This is a genomic window from Megasphaera stantonii (genome assembly GCF_003367905.1).
GTDB lineage: Bacteria > Bacillota > Negativicutes > Veillonellales > Megasphaeraceae > Megasphaera > Megasphaera stantonii.
Window position 1 is genome coordinate 1,483,589 of record NZ_CP029462.1, and the last position, 16,575, is coordinate 1,500,163.

The window sequence follows — 16,575 nt, forward strand, 5'->3', positions numbered from 1 at the left end:
CCTCCTTTCCTCCTATAACACTGCGTCTATACGCTTATTTCCCTTGGAATATGGCTTTGCGTTTTTCCATAAAGGCCTTGCAGCCTTCCTGGAAGTCCATGGACGCCGAGCATTCGCGCTGCGTCGGCACTTCCGTTTCGTCGAGCCATTTCTTGTAGTCGACATACATGGCGTCGTATATCTGCTTTTTGATGTTCTTGTACGACAGGAGAGGTCCTGCGGCGATCTTCTTGGCAAAGGCCATGGTCACGCTGTCCAGCTCTTCCACCGTCGTGACCTTATAGGCCAGGCCCAGGGCTTTGGCTTCTTCCGCGCCGACGGGGCGGCCCGTAGCGGCCAGTTCCATCGTGCGGTTCGGGCCGATGAGGCGGGTCAGGAGATACGTCGCGCCCGTGTCGGGGACGAGGCCCAGGTTGACGAAGGCCAGGATGAATTTCGCGTTGTCGGCGCAGATCATGAAGTCGCCGCCGATGGCCAGGCTCACGCCGGCTCCGGCCGCCGCGCCGCTGACCGAGGTGATGACGATCTTGCTCATCTTCTTCAAGCCGTCGGCGACGCTGCCGACCTTGCTGATCAGGCCGTCCATGTTGACTTCGCCGCCGGCCTGGATGAGCTTGTAGAAATAGCCGATGTCGCCGCCGGCGGAGAAGGCCTTTTCCGCCCCTTTAATGACCAGGACGCGCACGTCCGGGTCGTGTTCCGCCTTGTCGACGACGTACATGAGCTCGTCGGCCATCTGCTCGTCAATGGCGTTGAGGTTCTTCATGTAATTCATCGTAACGACGGCGATGCCGTCTTCTACCGTGTAAATCAACTTCTGCAATTCCATACCAGTTCCTCCTTTACAGGTCTTCTCTATCACCAAAACTGCCTTGGGCAGCCTTTAGTCGGGGGAATATAAAAATTAACCGTTTATACGAAGGGCGGGCCATGCTCCTGTCTGCGGCGCGGCAAACCTTCTTACTGACGCCTGTTGCGGCGTCTCTGCTGGTTTCTCTATATTTAATTTCCATGTACACGTTCGGTTTCTTATAAGTAAATAATATATGGATTATGCTAAATTGTCAATAATGAGTCGTTTTAGAATGGACATTAGTTCTATATTTCATGGATTTGCCATGCAAATAGAGACGGTACCCAAACTGTACGATATCAAAACTGCAAGAACGCCCTGCACCGTCGCAGCCGTGCAGGGCGTCGTCCATGGTCCGTATGAAATTGCGGGGCTTACCGCTTGTTGCTCCGCCGCCAGATGCGCTGCTTTTCCGCGGCCTTGATCAGGGCGTCGCGGAAATCGGGATGGGCGATGCTGATAAGGGCCTCGGCACGCTGCCACGTCGCCAGGCCCGACAGGTTGACGGCGCCGTATTCCGTCGCCACGTAGGGCGTCTGGGTCCGCGGCGTCGTGATGATGTCGCCGTCCGTGAACTTCGGCAGGATATTGGAGCGGCCGACGCCGTAGGCGTCGAAGTACATGGAGGGCATGGCCAGGAAGGCCTTGCCGTGAGAGGCCATATAGGTGCCCGTCACGAAGTCCAGCTGGCCGCCGGTGCCGCTGATCTGCCGCGTCCCGACCGATTCGGCGCAGACCTGGCCGTACAAATCGACGGCGATGCAGCTGTTGATGGAGATGAAGTCGTCGAGCTGGCGGATGGTTTCGGCGGCGTTGACATAGTACATGGGGGCCGAGAGAATTCCCTGATTGCAGTGCAGAAATTCGTACAGCTCCTTCGAGCCGAGGCAGACGGAGAATACGCCCTTTCCCCGCTGGAGGGGCTTCTTTTTATTAGTAATTTTTCCCGACTGATAGAGCTTTAAATAGCCGTCGCTCATGATTTCGGCATGCATGCCTAAGTCTTTCAGATCCGATTCGGCAATGAGCTCGCCTAAGGCGTTGGGCATGCCGCCAATGCCCAGCTGCAGGGTCATGCCGTCGTGGAGATAGGGGAAAATCTGGGCGGCGATTTTCTTATCCAATTCGCTGGCCGGCCGTCCCGGCGCGGCGCTGATCGGCTCGTCGCTTTCGACGACCCAGTCCACGTCGGAAATATGGATATGGTCATTGGCTACGCCGTACACGACGGGCATGTCCCGATTGACTTCCAGAATGATGTGGTCCGCCGCGTCGAGGACCTCCTGCTGGCAGCAGTTCGTCAGGCCGAAGGAGAAATTTCCCTGCCGATCCATAGGCGCAACGGTAATCATGGCCACGTCGACGGGGGCGAATCCCCTCTCGTAGTAGGAACCGCAGTTGCGGAACAGCATGGGCTGATGATAGGCTCGTCCTTGGTCCAGGTACTTCCTGTCGATGGCCGAGCAGTGCCATACGTTGTACGTAAAGGTCTCGTTATCTGGGTCCTGCTCCAGCACCTGTACGGGCCGGCAGGTCACGCTGCCCCGTACATTTACGTTCTTCAATTCGTCCCGCCGCCCTGCCAGGGCCTTGTCCAAGGCCGCCGGGAAGGAGCAGCAATGGCTGTAATCTACCCAGTCGCCGTCTTTGACAATCTGCACGGCCTGCTCCGGACTGCGGAGCTTGGCCTGATACTCGCGGTATACGTCCATAGTATCACCTCGTATATAGCCAATTTTTAGGAAAACAGTTCACGTCGGTATGTATGTGTTTATTATATACGAATTAACATAAAAAGTCATGGCAAAAGAGCCTTCTGCGGAGCTGAAATACCGTCCTGCCCGTGAAACCTCCTATGGGAAGCTGACAGCACGGCGTGAGAGCTGAGGGCGAAAATCCCTTGTGCGGCTGAACCGATACGGGCAAGGACTATCGATGGTATTGACAAGCTGCGGCATAAAGCCTATACTAATCACATCAAAATAATTTGATGTGAGGTAACGCTATGAAAACGGAATACCAAGAACAAGCGAAAGTCTTTAAGGCACTATGTGATCCTAAGCGCCTGGCTATTCTGGAGCAGCTGCGGGGCGGCGAAAAATGCGCCTGCGTGCTGCAGGAGCCGTTGGATTTGACCCAGTCGGGCTTATCGTACCATATGAAGATCCTTTGCGATTCCGGCATCGTAGTCAGCCGGCAGGAAGGAAAATGGACGCACTACCGGTTGAGCTCTTCCGGCAGAGACCGGGCCGTGCAATTACTGAAAAAGCTCACGACGCCTACTATTGAACAAGAAACGCCCGTTCCTCCGTGCAGATAGAAAAGACATCGGACTCTGGACGGCGTTTCTTTTAACCCAACACATCAAAAAATATTGATGTATTATGGAAATAGAAAGGAAGCGGTTGACATGCATATCTGGGAATTTATTCAATATCAGCTGCTCGGCATGAAATGGCTTGAGCACCTGGTCGGGACGGGGCTATCGTCGCTCGGCCTGGACCTGAACGGACGTATAGGAGGCAGTATCCATTTTTTTGTATATGACGCATTGAAAATCACGCTGTTGCTTTGCCTGTTGATTTTTATGATTTCGTACGTTCAAAGCTACTTTCCGCCAGAACGGAGCAAACGCATTTTAAGTCGTTTTCATGGATTTTCAGCCCATATCCTTTCGGCCCTGCTGGGAACCGTCACTCCCTTTTGCTCCTGCTCGTCGATTCCCTTGTTTATCGGCTTTACAAGGGCAGGACTGCCGCTGGGCGTCACATTTTCCTTTTTAATTTCCTCTCCCATGGTCGATTTAGGAAGCTTGGTGCTGCTCATGAGTATTTTCGGCGCCCAGGTAGCCATTATCTATGTGGCCCTCGGTCTTGTCATTGCCGTCACCGGCGGCGCTATTATCGGACAGCTGGGTATGGAAAAACATGTAGAACCTTTTGTCCGCGCAGCGGACAGCGCCGATATAGATGAGCCGGTTCCGACAAGGCGAGAACGTCTGACGTACGCAAAGGAGCAAACGCTGGACACGTTCAAAAAGGTCTTTCCGTATATTCTGGCAGGCGTCGGCATCGGCGCAGTCATTCACAACTGGATTCCTGAAAGCTGGATAGAAACAGCTCTTGGCAGGGACAACCCCTTTGGCGTTCTTGCGGCAACGATTGTGGGCATTCCTATGTATGCCGATATTTTCGGGACCATCCCTGTAGCGGAGGCCTTATTTGCCAAAGGCGCGCAGCTTGGAACGGTCCTGTCCTTCATGATGGCCGTTACGACCTTATCCCTGCCTTCACTCATTATGCTCCGCAAGGCCGTTAAGCCGGCGCTGTTGGCCCTGTTTATCGGCGTTTGCGCAGCCGGTATTATCCTCGTCGGCTGCGTATTTAACGCATTTCAATATATGTTGATAAAAGGAGTGTGGTAAGTATGAATTTATTTAACAAGAAAAAAGAAACCTCAAAAAACGACGGTAGCGAAGCCAGCTGCTTGCCGAAAATCGGAGGGCAAGGCACCGGCGGATCTGTCCGAATCAAAATATTAGGCTCGGGCTGCGCTAAGTGCCATGCACTGGAAAAATCTGTCCGCGCCGCTTTGGAAGAACTGCACCTGGAGGCGGCAATCGACGACGTGACAGATTTTTCACAAATTGCCGCCTACGGCGTCATGACTACTCCTGCCCTCGTCGTAGACAACGTCGTCGTATCGTATGGGAAGGTATTAAAAACAGAAGAAGCCAAAGGGCTTATTGCGGCGGCCCGAAAAAAATCGGAATAACATTTAAAGGCAGCGTGTCATGGATTTCTGGCAGGCTGCCTTTTATCTCTATAAAGTATAGTTTCCCCATATGCAAACCAGCAGGGAGTCAATCCCTGCCGGTTTGCTGTTTTTTACCTTCTTATCTTGTCAGTAAAGCGTTTTTAGCTGTCAGCGTGCGCGGATGACACGAAGCCGTACATAAATCTGTACTTCGTCTAAAGGAAGGGCCTATTACAATACGTTGAACATCAAGTAGGACACGATGGTCATCGTTCCCAGGCAGGCTACCGTCGTTAGGAGGACCATGCTCAGGGCGTAGTCGCCGTGATTGCGGTTGGACTGGGCGAACATGGCCACGGCGGCCATCGTCGGCAGGGCCGCGATGAGCGTCGCCGCCTGCACCATTTCCAAATCATCGCACAGGCTGCGGGCGATGAGGAAGAAGCCGATGGGAAAGAGCAGCATCTTCGTCGCAATGCCTGCGTACAGGTCCTTCGTCCTGGCTCCGACGCTCCAGTCCGTATAGTAGATGAGGCCGCCCAGGTAGAGGAGCGACAAGGGCGTCGCTGCCCGCCCGACTGTCAGCAGGGATGTTTCCAGCACGTTGGGAAGGCCTATGCCGGCCAGGATCAGGACGATAGCCAAGACGATGGCGCATAAGGCTGGATTAAAAAATTTTTTCAGCGAAAAGGCGGCCTTTTTTTCGCCCGGCGTCGTGAGGTACATGCCGTAGGTCCACAAGACGAGCTGGTCGATAATGCTGAACAAGGCGATGTACAGGCCGCCCCGTTCGGGGAAGGCTGCCGACAATAAGGGGATGCCGAGAAAGCCTACGTTGCCGTAAATCATCGTGGCCTGGTATATGCGGCCCAGGTTTCCCCTGCGGCCCAGCAGCCGGGCCATCACGGCCTGCACGATGATCAGGCCGCCGTATATGCCGGCAGATAGGAGGATCATGGCGTAGCAGTCGAACAGGACCTGCCGCGTCGTGCCGTTCATGGCGTTGGCGAAGATGAGGATGGGCAGCAGGATGCCGATGATGACCTTGGACAACACGTCCAGCGAGGGCTGGGACAAGATTCCCCGGCGGGCGGCGATATACCCGCAGACCATCATGACGAAGAATTGAAACAGCTGATTGGAAATGATATAAAATAAATCCATAGTACACGCACCTTTTGTTTAGAATATAGGCTGGCAAGAGCCAGTATCATACGTCTATGACCCTGCCCCTTGGCGGATAAAAAAATACTCCCTGAACGGGAGTATTTGTAAGGGACTGGGTTTCCTTATTTTTTCAGGATATTGACGACTTCCTGCGTTTCGTCTGTCGCGTTTTCGAAGCCGGCGATGATGGAGCCCTGAACGACGATGGCGTCTAAGCCCTTGTTCTTGCGAACCTGGTCGACGGCCTGTACGACGTCTTTTTCCATGGGAACGACCAGTTTATTTTCCAATTCGGCGATGTTCTGGTTCAGCTGTCTTGCCAGATCGCGTTTTTCCTGGTCCGTCTTCATGTTGGCAGCTTTTTTCGTAAATTCTGCGTCGGCTTTTTTGATGGCTTCCTGCATCTGAGCGCTGACTTTCGGATAATCTTTATGAGAAGAAATCAAGGTATCGAAGTTGACGTAACCGACGCCGGCTGCAAAGGCGGACGTAGCGGCCACTACGCTCATCATACCGATTACTGCGAGAGAAGCTATCTGCTTTTTCAATTTCATTCTAACAATCCTCCTGCGTTGAATAGATTTAACTTTATTCGTTTTTTTATTATATCAGACTCATTGAAAAACTACAACGGGCCCCGTAAAACTGAGACAATTTTGTAACCTTGGAAATTACTTTTCTTTGTCTGCTGCCGGTGCTTCCTCGTCTTCGTCTTTGATGTAAATATATTTATCCTTTTTCATCTTGTCGATGATTTCCGGAGCCATGGCGATGAGCTTTTCAAAGGCCGAGGCCTGATAGCCGTCCTTTTTGATGGAAAACATTTCCACCCTGTCGCCCTTGATGACCAATACGGCCGCCGGTTCCAGCTTCGCGCCTCCGCCTCCGCCGGCGCGGCTGCCCTGACCGTCTGTTGAGCCGGAGCCGAAGCCGAAGGTGACGTCGACGAAGGGAATGATCGTCGCGCCGCCGATTTGGACGGCCTGTCCTACGACGGTTTCTACCTTGATCATTTCCCTGAAATTATTAAAGATCGTTTCCAGATTGTTTTTTATCGTGTTGTCCATGATGCTCTCCCCTTTTCGATGCATGCCAGCCGGCGATGAGACGGCGAACGGGACGGGACGCTATAAAGAGCGCCGAATACCACAGCAGCGCCGCCGGATACAGGGTCCCGCTGCCGCGTATCGTGCTGTCGTACCGTTCTTCCAGGTAGTCGAAGCGCAGGCCGCCGATAGCGTCCGGGACGACGGCGTACAGCGCGCCGGCCAGAAGGCCCGTTTCGTGAGGCTGTCCCAAGCCGATGACGCCGCGGATGTCCAGCGAGCGGACCCGCGAATGATGCAGGATGCGTCCCAGCCAGCAGAAGAAGGCTGCGGCGAAGTCCCTGTTAAAGACCAGGGGCTTCCAGTGAAAGCCTGCCGCCTTCGGCGCATTGCCGTCGTCTTCCCGTTTCAGCGATTCATAGGTGACGGCGCTGTCCGTCTCCGCCTGCTGCCGGACGGCCTCGGCGGCCTGGTCAGCCCCTTTTTCCGATGTATCTTCCGATAGGTCCGGCGGCGGTCCGGCCTGCCGCTTCCAGCCTATGTATACCGACGAAACGGGCCGCTGACCCCAGGTATAATCCCAGGTGGCGGCCAGGGCCCGTCCGAACCAGCCGGCCCGGACGCAGAGGCGGAACGGCCGGCCCGTGCGGATACTGACATGATAGGTAAAGGGTATGAACAGCACGGCCGCCGCGCATAATACGGCGGCTGCCGTTATGACGACGATGCCCATACGCGCTGCCCTCCCTTTCAGGCGGAAATTCCCGCCTGTACATAGTATTCGAGGCTAAGGGGGCAAAATCCTTTTATCGGTCAGGCCTTTTCTTGTTTATTGAAAATGCAGTCCACGTCTTCGGCGCCGAAGCAGCGGGAGCAGGAAATGCACGTCGAAGGCTCCGTGCTGCCTTCCCGCCACAGCTTGGGCAGGTCGGGCTGGCGCAGGAGGGGCCGGGACAGGGAGACGAAGGCGATGTCCGTATTTGCCAGGCAGCTTTCGATTTCGCCGACCTGGCGGAAGCCGCCGATGACGCCGACGTCGGTCCGGCCCTTTAATTTCGCCGCAGCCTTTTCAGCGTAAGGGACGAAATACATGGGCTCCTTCGTGCGGCGGATGGCCCGGATGGGGCCCTTGCGCGGCAGGGACGACATGTTGCCGCCGCTCACTTCGATGGCGCTGACCTTGGCGTCGGCCAGCCATTCCATGACCTGCAGGCTTTCGTCGAAGGTCATGCCCCCCTCTTTCATGAAGTCTTCGCTGTTGATCTTTACCCATACGGGGTATTCCGGGCCGACGTGTTTGCGGATCGAGGCGATGCATTCCAGGAGGAAGCGGGCCCGGTTTTCCAGGCTGCCGCCGTACTCGTCGTCGCGGCGGTTGAAATAGGGCGATAAGAACTTGCTGGCCAAATAGCCGTGGGCGCTGTGGAACTGCACGCCGTCGAAGCCGGCTTCCTTGGCCCGCAGGGCGGCGCGGCCGGCGTCTTCCGTGAGGCGGGCGATTTCGTCCGTCGTCAGGGCGTGGGATTCCTGTTCGATTTTGCCTAATTTTTCCGTGACGCCGCTGGGGCTGACGATGACCCGCCCCTCCCCTTCAGGCATCATGATGGACGAGCCCATGACGACGATCTGGGCGACGATCTTGCCGCCGTGGCCGTGGACGCGCCGTACCATGTCTGCCAGCGGGGCGACGCAGCTGTCGTCGTCGATGCGGATTTGGCGGTGCTGCCGCGGTTCCAGCGTGCTGACGGCCATCATTCCCGTAATCATGACGCCGACGCCGCCGTCGGCGAGGCGTTCGTACATTTGAGCTAATTTATCCGTAGGGTATCCTTGGGCGTCGGCCATCCCTTCAAAGGTAGCCGAGCGGACGATGGGACACGCCGCGTCAATACCGCCGATACGGCATCTATCAAATAACATGGGCAATCTCTCCTTGGTAATCAAAAAAGGTTTTAAGTTTTATTCATCATTATAAACTAGAACGAGTTATTTCTCAATACCAATTTTTTTAAATGCAATGAATATGCAGATTCGTTCTGTATCAAAAATTTCATTCTCAAAACGTGTAACCTAAAGGTGTAACCATACATTATGTTTTACACTTTATGTAGTTACATTTGGTAGAAAACCTCCTGTCTTTGTGTACGTATTTTAATGAGAACAGTAAATCATTTAACCGATTCGATGTATTTCCGTCGGCGGCGAAGCGATGTCTTCCATGTCCTGCGTGAAGATGCCGCTCGTAGCCGTTCCGGTCAGTACGGCGTCGATAAACGCCCGTTTCCGCGCCATTTTTATGACGGTATTGATGGAAGAATAGAAATCGCCGCGGGAAAATTTCCGTTCCTTGCTGTTGGCGGCGCCTAACCCTTCGGAAACGACTGCGCCGGCTTGGTTATACAGCGTGACCTTAATTTCGTAGGACACAAATTGGTTTGGTATATCTTCCGTCCGGTGCAGTACGGATACCTCACTGCGAAGTTGGTAATGGGCGGCTAATTTTTCCGCGCCGGATTTAAACAGGGACGGTTTGCGGCAGCCCTGAATGAGTCCGTAATCGGCGTCGGGCTGCAATAAGCGGCTGACGAGCTGCTGCTGTGTCATATCGACGACGGCCGATGCAGGTTGCCGGGCAAACGTCGTTTCGGAGTTGGCGGAAGAAGACGCAGGTTGCGTCTGATGCGTTTTAGCTGTTGATGCCTGTGCTTCCAGTAGTTCATTAATTTTTTGGATATTCATGAGAGAGGCCTCCTTTCATGGGTTGGGTTATATGTACCCCTGTTCGGCTAAGCTGATCCAATCCGGGGTATTCGTCCCGATAACGATATGATCCAGCAGGGAAACGCCGAGGATTTCTCCCGCTTTTGCCAGACGTTGGGTGATACAAAGGTCGTCCTGTGAAGGTTCCGGATCTCCTGAGGGATGGTTATGGGCGACGATAACGCCGTTTGCGCCGGTCAGGAGGGCTATCTTATATACGTCGGCAGGAGAAACGAGAGAGCAGTCAATCAGGCCGATTGTCAGCGTATGGACGGCGACCAGCTGTTTTTTATTGTTTACGTAAATTGCTGCGAACCGTTCTACGTCCGATTCGTTCAGATGAAGCACGTCGTTAAAGACCTGTACCGCTTTGTCAGGCGAGCAGATATCGCGGTCGAACTGGTATCGTTTTCCGTATTCTTTGATAAGCGCTACGCGCTGAAACGTAATGCGGCACATATTAGGATTCTCCTTTCGTGGCGGCTGCGGGTTTTACGGCAAATTTTCTGGATTGCGTAGTTCGGGTGTATTGGCCGACTAATTCCGGATGGTCTTGTTTCAGCCGCGTGCTGTCGAGACGGGTCGTCGATACGTTTTTCCATGAGACAGCATATCCTGTCGGTGTCAGGGCGCATTCCGATTCGCCGAGCAGGGCTTTCAGCTTGTTTTCAGTAGCCGTCTTTTGCGATTTTATGTCCTTTTCTTGTGTTTGCAGCCGCAGGTAGTGTTCGGCCAATGCGTCTGCCTCTGCTGGTAGGATACGGTCTGTCTGGTTTCCTTTGGGATAAAGGGTGGCAATCGCAGCAGCGGTAGATTCGGTTCCATCGACAGGCGGTGCGATGTGTTTCAGCACATGTTCTGTCCAAAAGACGGCTTCCAGCGCAATGATATGTTCAATCGCTGCATCGTCGCGCTGGACTTCTAATATCCGGAAGTCATTTCCGCCAATCAGTACGGCAACATAGGCATGATGTAGTTCGGTGACAGATAAATAATGCTGGATTTGGATATAGTATTCCGGCGGCAGTCCATCGCTCCAATCTTTAGCGGCATAGAGTCCGGCTGTCTTGATTTCCAGCAGGGATACTGTGCCATCTTTGTCTTTTGCGATGCCGTCGATATTGGCTAGCATCCACGGGTATTCGGCGGAATAAAACATGTAGGGCACGGCGACTGTTTCCAGCTGTGTCCACTTGGCGAATTCTTCCCGCAGAATGGGTTCCATGACGGTACCCCAGTAGGCTGCCTCTCCGGCTTCTTTTTTAGGGCATGCGCCTGTTTTTTCCATGAACAGTGCATAAGGCGATACAAACCGGGATAATCCGCAGGCGGCGGCAGCGTCGGAGCCGCCGATTCCCCGACGGCGTAATGCAAGCCAGTCCTGTTTGGATAGGCTCGTTGTTTTTGTTAATACTTTTTTCATAGAAATTGTCTCCTTTCAGGCAATAAAAAAAGCGCCGTACAGGCGCAGACAAACGATGCTAATGGGTCAGTATATATGAAGCAGCATGCTGTATTACCAGCAGTGCATTGATTGCCGTCAACGCGGCGACGAGCAGGCGTAAGGCGGCGTTATCGCTGCGAAGCCTTCGGTTTTGGTTCCGCAGCCTGCGGCGTGTATAAGTTCTATTCATGCTGTATCCCTCCTATGTTTGTTTCCGACATGCGAAGAACCGCAGTTACCACGGCTTCGATATCTTTAATGACCGCAGCAATATGGCGCAATACCTGTTCCGGCGAATCGCCGTCGGCATAGCGGGCAATGTATTGGTAGGCGTTTCCTTCATACCCCGTGAGACCGGCGATACGCGCTAATACGGCGGCAGAGAATTCGGCGACGATTTCTTTTTGCTGGCTATCGGCTACGGCGGCCAGTCCCAGATAATCATGCATGGCGTGCGCTAATTCATGGAAGAATACGCCGTCCGTATGACTGCATAAATGGATTCGTTTCTCTGCCGGGGCATAGTATCCCAGAAAATTAGCGTATACCGGGCCGTAATCGATTTGGACGCCGATGTTCTTTGCGACCTCAATAAATGCCGGCGCATGAACGGGCTTATACGATTCCTTTACGGGAAGCGGCTTGCCGTCCGTATCTTCATAACGGAATACGGGAACGGCTTTAAATCCGTATACCCGTTGTTTTACTTCGGGAGCGTCGTCTGTATCCGTATCCGGCGCAGGTTCCGGCGTATACCGCTTCAGAAGCGGTACGAGAATATGAAAGGCCCGCGCTCCTTTGACGACATGCCGGTTTAGTGCGCGCCATTGGCGAAATCCCATAGCCGTGTCTGTCTGGTTGGATACCATAATCATCGTATTGAGAAACGACCAGCGGCGGCAGGGAAAGAGACGCAGTTCGTCAGGAGAACGCCGGATGAGGGCATAGGCTACTTTCTCCGGGAATTCCTGGGTCTGGAAGGCTTGCAGTAACTGTTGAATGGTTTTTGTTGTAATTTCGGATTTCATCTGTATCAAACTCCTTTTCTGTCATATTAAAAAAGCTTCCCGAAAAATCGGGAAGGCTGATGGGCGGTATGTCCTGTTTTCTTGGCATAACTGATATATAAGCGTTCTTGGGCGCGCGTGACCGCGACGTAAGCTAACCGTCGCTCTTCTTCCAGATCTGCCGTATCATGGCTGGTATCGGGCAATATGCCGTCTGCCGCGCCGATCAGGAAGACGACGCGGAATTCCATCCCTTTGGCGCTGTGAATAGAGAGAGCCGATACGTAGTCGGCATCAGGCGTCGCGGCAAGCTGTTCCATGTGCCGACGCTGCTTTTGCAGGATCGATACATGCTTCAGTAGTTCTTGCGGCGTGCGGAAGGGTTCTGTCTGCGAGAGTACGGTATCCAGTACGGAATCATCGTTAGTGAACTGTTGGCATAGTAACGTTTTCCAAAGCTGAAGCACGGTATTCTTCAACGGGACAGATTGGCTGGCTTCTAGGATGGAAACCAGTTGAAGCGCTGTATCCCGCATAGATTCATCCGGTATGAACGACGGAAGCAGCGCAAGCCGGTCTTCTCCTGTGTCCGCGTGTCGGCGGTTCAGCATGCGCCATATGTCGTCGTTGCCGCCCATGGCATGCAGTATATGTTTCCAGTCCATTGAAGATGCAAGGTTCATCCCGGCCCGGAGAAGTGAAAAGAGCGTACGGTATACGGGCCTATCGTACAGAAACCGTCCATTACGTTGTACGACGGGAATCGACGACGTATACAGGCGGTTTACGAGGCAATGAGCGGCGGCAGACGAACGGTATAACACGGCCATGCCGGCATAGGGAATCCCGCTTTGGTACAGGGCTTTGATATGGTTTACGACGAAATCCGCTTCGGCCGTATCGGTCGCCGCGGCATAATATACGGGAGCCGGGTATTCTTTCTGTTGCCGTACCGGTACGAGCGGCTCATAGCCTGGCGTCAGACGATTGCCTAATGCGAGGATAGACGGCGTATTGCGATAGTTTTTCATCAGCGTAACGCAGTGTACGGCATCGCCGTAAAAGGAACAGAAGTCGGTTAGGATATCCGGTGTTGCGCCTCTAAAACGGTAGATGCTTTGCCTTGGGTCGCCTACGACGGTCAGGTTTGTCGATTTCCGCTTGGGTGCCAATTGCTTCAGGATCGCCCATTGGATCGGATTGATATCCTGAAACTCATCAACGAGGATATAGCGGAATAGGTTCTGATAGTGCCGGCGCAGTTCTGGATGCTCTTTCAGCAGCTGATAACAAAACAGCTGCATTGAATCGAAATCCATCACATGATACGTGTGCTGCTGTTGTACGTACGCCTTCCGGAATACGGCAAGATTTCCGCTTACCGTGACGGCATGCAGCGTGTGTAAGGCATCCTCTGTTGTTAGTGTTTCGTGTAATTGCAGGTTTTGCAAAATGAACTGCGCTAACCGTTTCTGCTGCGATGCCGAAAGCAGCGAATATCCCTGATAGCCGTGGTTGCGAAGGATATGGTAGAACAGGCTGTGGAACGTCATCACGGAAATATGATGTTCCGTTGGCAGACGCTGCTTAATTTCTTCGACGGCCTTCCGGGTAAAGCTGATGACCAGAAGCGTATGTGCGTCCGGGTCGGTATGCTGGATATACTGGAGCTTGGCGATGATACAGGCGCTTTTTCCGGTACCTGCTCCGGCTTGGATACACTGGACGCCATGAATCGCTTGGACGGCAGCCCGTTGTTCTTCGTTTAACGGGAATAGAAACGCTTCCGCAGCAGACGGGACGACATGAAGATGCGGATAAGACGAAGCAGACTGTTCTTTTGGAATAGGATACATAGGGATTCCTCCTTTGCGGAACATAAAAAAAGCGGCCTATCTGGTGGATAGACCGTGAAAAAACAGATAACGATATGGGGCTGGCACGAATCATACATATCAATCCTTTCTCTGGATAGAATCAAACCACCGGGGGCTGATATTTTTTAGGCAGCCTGTGCCTGTACTATCAGGTACTGTCTGGGAATATATATGTTTTGAAACGTATAAAACGTGAATTTCTTTCAGGAAAACGGCAGAAGAAGACTGTAATTCTATAGATGAAAGGCTGAACGTATGCCCAAATTTTTTAAGAAAGGACATATTTTTGTGTATTTTGAAATTATAAATGTAAGAAAGTTACGAGCGATACGGCGGCAGAAAAAATTGTCGCTAGCCTCTGTTGCGCGGCTGTGCGGCATGCATCCGTCTACGCTGTCGAATTATGAATTAGAAAAAACGACAATGCCGGCGAAGGTATTGGTTCGCCTGCTTATGCTGTATCAGATTGATATAGCGGATATTACAACGGAAGGGAAAGAACGAGTATGAATCAAATACCAGTAGAAATGATATGGCGGGAAGAAGGACAACGTTTACAGCATATGCGGGAAACACTACATATTGGCAGGTACGAATTTGCCAAAACCTTAGGCGTTTCCTACTCATCGCTCCGGCGTCTGGAAGAAGGAGAACGGGTACGCCGTCGTAAGATGTTTATTCAAAGCTATAAAAACGCGCTGCTGTTGTATTGCAGTCAAAACCAATTAACGTTATATGCAAATCATGTATCGTAAAAATTTTTTTATTGTACGTATGAAAAATCGCTATATCAGGCTTAATAGATAAATAATATGCACCGTTTCCGAGACAAAATGGGATGGCCCAATCGTTGATAAATGGCATACGTATCAGCTTTACGGCCATTCTGCTTCGTTGCGGAAACGGTGTACATTTCGTGTCGAACAGAGGTGAAAAATGTATCGTACATACTTTTGAAGCACAATATACCACGACGTTGCATACCCTGATTCGTGTGATGGATTGCCTTCATTTGTCGGAACAGAAGAAACAGGAGATTCGCTCCTATGCATCGTCTCCCCATACAATGGGGTTGCATTACCGATGCCATGAACAATATTACCGGATACCTGGTATACGCAGGATTACATGTAGCGCAAAGAAGTACCGGCGAGATTATGCCTGCTTTTGGAGTGTACGGTATTATATTCAGATACAGGTCGAACCGCAAATGATGATATGCGGAATGCGGACTGTTGATTTATTTTGCTGTACACCGGAAAATATTAAGGCACTGACTGATATTTTCTATATGTATCTGTTCGAGGTCTTCTCCATGGAACGAATCGCACGGCTGGAACACTGGAACCTGACACGGATTGATTATGCCATAAATATACGCTGCGACTATCCGGAACTGTTTTTTGATATGATAAAACGAATAGACAGACATAAAATCGTATATGCAGGGAGCTACGCGTCGTCACTGGAAAAAAAGCGGAAAAGCTCTAAATTCATCCTGTATGATAAACAAGAAGAAATCATGGATACTCAGCCTGCATTGGATACCCGTCCGGATATCGACGCCGAAGAGTGGAACCTGTATACAGAGGAATCCCAGCACATTATCCGGATGGAATATCAGTGTTATGCCGATAAAATACAGGCGATGAAAGCAAAATGTCCAGAACTACGCTGTTATGAGTTTAATTTTGGATTATTCGACGAATATTTGGGAAACAGTCTCTTATACAAAGAATACACGGAAACCATCGGAACCGGTGATTTTTATAAATACCGGAACGATGCGATCCGGCGTATAGCACATAGTCCATTTACAGAAAAGATGAAAATAAAGCTCCGCTGCACGATGATGCTTTGCGCCCGGGCCCGGCATGTCCGGGAAGCAGAAAAACAGTTTACTACCGGTACAATGGTACGGGATAATGGAAACGCTATCGAATTTCAAGGCAGTAAAGAAACGTTTCGGCGATATATCCGGCAGTTAGAATCCATCGGCATAGCCCCGGTCCCTATTCCGAAAGAATGGTATTCCTCGAATCCTAAATACGGCAGGATTCCCAACGTGATTCCCAACCCGATTCCGGAGGAATGGAAACAGTTGTCTCAAGAGCTGCGGAATAGGTGATGTACGCTCTAGGCCGGTATATACGATGAAAACGAAGCATGGCGTCACATAATGCAGAAAACCCGTCATATAACAGCTGTCATAGCGTTGTATGGCGGGTTTTCTTATATCTTCCTTGTGTAATGCAGCAATGCATATGTAATTAGGTTTTCTTATATAGGGCAAGCTATACGAAACTAGTCGTTTCGTATGCCGAGTATGACTTCAATCGCTTTTTGCTGGGCCGATGATAACGTACGGAACCGGTTGATTAACCGGATTTCACGGCCGGAAAACGTTTGATAGTCTGTCTTCGGATCTTTAATTTTCTTTGCATCGCGCAACTGGCAGTACTCATGGGGATATCCCAAGAGCGTACAGACGGGAATTCGTCCGTAATCGGCGATCTCAATCAGGCTGGCGACATCAGGCATATTGATATTATTTTCCCATGAATGGACGGCTTGTTTTGATACATGGAATAATGAGCCGAATTCTGCCTGTGTCAGCCCAAGCCGTAGCCGAAGCTGTTTTATGCGTTCTCCTATTGTTTCCATA

General features: G+C 51.9%; 20 protein-coding genes. 6 read left to right on the plus strand and 14 right to left on the minus strand.

Annotated elements, in window-relative coordinates:
- Positions 1-34: 34 nt before the first annotated feature.
- The gene (locus DKB62_RS06940) at positions 35-829 is read right to left on the minus strand and encodes an enoyl-CoA hydratase/isomerase family protein (RefSeq protein WP_087478421.1); all 795 of its coding nucleotides are present in this window, start codon (positions 827-829) and stop codon (positions 35-37) included.
- A 398-nt stretch (positions 830-1,227) separates the two neighbouring features.
- Positions 1,228-2,565, minus strand: a complete 1,338-nt coding sequence (locus DKB62_RS06945) for an acetyl-CoA hydrolase/transferase family protein (RefSeq protein WP_107196018.1) — start codon at positions 2,563-2,565, stop codon at positions 1,228-1,230.
- A gap of 293 nt (positions 2,566-2,858) precedes the next feature.
- Between DKB62_RS06945 and DKB62_RS06950 the strand changes: the two genes are divergently transcribed.
- The 3 genes from DKB62_RS06950 (at position 2,859) to DKB62_RS06960 (ending at position 4,627) form a co-directional block, all read left to right on the plus strand.
- Entirely contained in the window at positions 2,859-3,173 is a 315-nt protein-coding gene (locus DKB62_RS06950) for an ArsR/SmtB family transcription factor (protein WP_087478423.1), read from the plus strand.
- A gap of 90 nt (positions 3,174-3,263) precedes the next feature.
- Entirely contained in the window at positions 3,264-4,277 is a 1,014-nt protein-coding gene (locus DKB62_RS06955; RefSeq protein WP_087478424.1) for a permease, read from the plus strand.
- A 2-nt stretch (positions 4,278-4,279) separates the two neighbouring features.
- Entirely contained in the window at positions 4,280-4,627 is a 348-nt protein-coding gene (locus DKB62_RS06960; protein WP_087478425.1) for a thioredoxin family protein, read from the plus strand.
- Positions 4,628-4,840: 213 nt separating this feature from the next.
- Here the strand turns inward: DKB62_RS06960 and DKB62_RS06965 are convergent, their stop codons facing one another.
- From DKB62_RS06965 to DKB62_RS07010, 11 genes are all read right to left on the minus strand, one after another.
- Positions 4,841-5,773 (minus strand): AEC family transporter, encoded by a 933-nt coding sequence (locus DKB62_RS06965; RefSeq protein WP_107196019.1) that lies wholly within the window; start codon positions 5,771-5,773, stop codon positions 4,841-4,843.
- 125 nt (positions 5,774-5,898) lie between these two features.
- A complete protein-coding gene (locus DKB62_RS06970) occupies positions 5,899-6,330 on the minus strand; it encodes an OmpH/Skp family outer membrane protein (protein ID WP_087478427.1) in 432 nt (143 codons plus the stop codon).
- A gap of 117 nt (positions 6,331-6,447) precedes the next feature.
- Positions 6,448-6,843 carry a GerW family sporulation protein gene (locus DKB62_RS06975; protein WP_095629022.1) on the minus strand — a complete coding sequence of 132 codons (396 nt, stop codon included), beginning with the start codon at positions 6,841-6,843 and terminating at the stop codon, positions 6,448-6,450.
- A complete protein-coding gene (locus DKB62_RS06980; RefSeq protein ID WP_107196020.1) occupies positions 6,803-7,555 on the minus strand; it encodes a hypothetical protein in 753 nt (250 codons plus the stop codon). Before DKB62_RS06980 ends, DKB62_RS06975 begins: the two co-directional genes overlap by 41 nt.
- An 80-nt stretch (positions 7,556-7,635) precedes the next feature.
- Entirely contained in the window at positions 7,636-8,742 is a 1,107-nt protein-coding gene (locus tag DKB62_RS06985) for an NADH:flavin oxidoreductase (protein ID WP_107196021.1), read from the minus strand.
- Positions 8,743-8,994: 252 nt separating this feature from the next.
- Entirely contained in the window at positions 8,995-9,561 is a 567-nt protein-coding gene (locus DKB62_RS06990; RefSeq protein WP_107196022.1) for a hypothetical protein, read from the minus strand.
- Between the two features lie 27 nt (positions 9,562-9,588).
- Positions 9,589-10,041 (minus strand): JAB domain-containing protein, encoded by a 453-nt coding sequence (locus tag DKB62_RS06995; RefSeq protein ID WP_107196023.1) that lies wholly within the window; start codon positions 10,039-10,041, stop codon positions 9,589-9,591.
- Position 10,042: 1 nt separating this feature from the next.
- Complete coding sequence (locus DKB62_RS07000; protein ID WP_107196024.1) at positions 10,043-11,005, minus strand: YqaJ viral recombinase family nuclease; 963 nt, start codon at positions 11,003-11,005, stop codon at positions 10,043-10,045.
- A gap of 58 nt (positions 11,006-11,063) precedes the next feature.
- A complete protein-coding gene (locus DKB62_RS12565; protein ID WP_157949696.1) occupies positions 11,064-11,216 on the minus strand; it encodes a hypothetical protein in 153 nt (50 codons plus the stop codon).
- Positions 11,209-12,054 carry an ArdC-like ssDNA-binding domain-containing protein gene (locus DKB62_RS07005; protein WP_107196025.1) on the minus strand — a complete coding sequence of 282 codons (846 nt, stop codon included), beginning with the start codon at positions 12,052-12,054 and terminating at the stop codon, positions 11,209-11,211. The genes DKB62_RS12565 and DKB62_RS07005 overlap by 8 nt, the downstream gene beginning before the upstream one ends.
- Positions 12,055-12,080: 26 nt before the next feature.
- Complete coding sequence (locus tag DKB62_RS07010; protein WP_162860295.1) at positions 12,081-13,889, minus strand: ATP-dependent helicase; 1,809 nt, start codon at positions 13,887-13,889, stop codon at positions 12,081-12,083.
- 276 nt (positions 13,890-14,165) lie between these two features.
- Between DKB62_RS07010 and DKB62_RS12805 the strand changes: the two genes are divergently transcribed.
- From DKB62_RS12805 to DKB62_RS07020, 3 genes are all read left to right on the plus strand, one after another.
- Entirely contained in the window at positions 14,166-14,420 is a 255-nt protein-coding gene (locus tag DKB62_RS12805; RefSeq protein WP_107196027.1) for a helix-turn-helix domain-containing protein, read from the plus strand.
- Positions 14,417-14,665 carry a helix-turn-helix domain-containing protein gene (locus tag DKB62_RS12575; RefSeq protein ID WP_157949698.1) on the plus strand — a complete coding sequence of 83 codons (249 nt, stop codon included), beginning with the start codon at positions 14,417-14,419 and terminating at the stop codon, positions 14,663-14,665. The genes DKB62_RS12805 and DKB62_RS12575 overlap by 4 nt, the downstream gene beginning before the upstream one ends.
- 560 nt (positions 14,666-15,225) lie before the next feature.
- The gene (locus DKB62_RS07020) at positions 15,226-16,038 is read left to right on the plus strand and encodes a hypothetical protein (RefSeq protein WP_162860296.1); all 813 of its coding nucleotides are present in this window, start codon (positions 15,226-15,228) and stop codon (positions 16,036-16,038) included.
- 176 nt (positions 16,039-16,214) lie between these two features.
- Here DKB62_RS07020 and DKB62_RS07025 read toward each other — a convergent pair whose 3' ends face one another.
- Positions 16,215-16,574: a helix-turn-helix domain-containing protein gene (locus DKB62_RS07025; RefSeq protein WP_157949700.1), complete on the minus strand. Its 360-nt coding sequence runs from the start codon at positions 16,572-16,574 to the stop codon at positions 16,215-16,217.
- Position 16,575 lies beyond the last annotated feature (1 nt).

Coding starts and splice junctions, on each gene's coding strand:
- DKB62_RS06960 (WP_087478425.1), top strand. CDS start 4,280: ATGAATTTATTTAACAAGAAAAAAGAAACCTCAAAAAACGACGGTAGC.
- DKB62_RS06940 (WP_087478421.1), bottom strand. CDS start 829: ATGGAATTGCAGAAGTTGATTTACACGGTAGAAGACGGCATCGCCGTC.
- DKB62_RS07010 (WP_162860295.1), bottom strand. CDS start 13,889: ATGTATCCTATTCCAAAAGAACAGTCTGCTTCGTCTTATCCGCATCTT.
- DKB62_RS06965 (WP_107196019.1), bottom strand. CDS start 5,773: ATGGATTTATTTTATATCATTTCCAATCAGCTGTTTCAATTCTTCGTC.
- DKB62_RS06990 (WP_107196022.1), bottom strand. CDS start 9,561: ATGAATATCCAAAAAATTAATGAACTACTGGAAGCACAGGCATCAACA.
- DKB62_RS06985 (WP_107196021.1), bottom strand. CDS start 8,742: ATGTTATTTGATAGATGCCGTATCGGCGGTATTGACGCGGCGTGTCCC.
- DKB62_RS12575 (WP_157949698.1), top strand. CDS start 14,417: ATGAATCAAATACCAGTAGAAATGATATGGCGGGAAGAAGGACAACGT.
- DKB62_RS06955 (WP_087478424.1), top strand. CDS start 3,264: ATGCATATCTGGGAATTTATTCAATATCAGCTGCTCGGCATGAAATGG.
- DKB62_RS06945 (WP_107196018.1), bottom strand. CDS start 2,565: ATGGACGTATACCGCGAGTATCAGGCCAAGCTCCGCAGTCCGGAGCAG.
- DKB62_RS12565 (WP_157949696.1), bottom strand. CDS start 11,216: ATGAATAGAACTTATACACGCCGCAGGCTGCGGAACCAAAACCGAAGG.
- DKB62_RS07000 (WP_107196024.1), bottom strand. CDS start 11,005: ATGAAAAAAGTATTAACAAAAACAACGAGCCTATCCAAACAGGACTGG.
- DKB62_RS06950 (WP_087478423.1), top strand. CDS start 2,859: ATGAAAACGGAATACCAAGAACAAGCGAAAGTCTTTAAGGCACTATGT.
- DKB62_RS12805 (WP_107196027.1), top strand. CDS start 14,166: ATGCCCAAATTTTTTAAGAAAGGACATATTTTTGTGTATTTTGAAATT.
- DKB62_RS07005 (WP_107196025.1), bottom strand. CDS start 12,054: ATGAAATCCGAAATTACAACAAAAACCATTCAACAGTTACTGCAAGCC.
- DKB62_RS06995 (WP_107196023.1), bottom strand. CDS start 10,041: ATGTGCCGCATTACGTTTCAGCGCGTAGCGCTTATCAAAGAATACGGA.
- DKB62_RS06980 (WP_107196020.1), bottom strand. CDS start 7,555: ATGGGCATCGTCGTCATAACGGCAGCCGCCGTATTATGCGCGGCGGCC.
- DKB62_RS06970 (WP_087478427.1), bottom strand. CDS start 6,330: ATGAAATTGAAAAAGCAGATAGCTTCTCTCGCAGTAATCGGTATGATG.
- DKB62_RS07025 (WP_157949700.1), bottom strand. CDS start 16,574: ATGGAAACAATAGGAGAACGCATAAAACAGCTTCGGCTACGGCTTGGG.
- DKB62_RS07020 (WP_162860296.1), top strand. CDS start 15,226: ATGGAACGAATCGCACGGCTGGAACACTGGAACCTGACACGGATTGAT.
- DKB62_RS06975 (WP_095629022.1), bottom strand. CDS start 6,843: ATGGACAACACGATAAAAAACAATCTGGAAACGATCTTTAATAATTTC.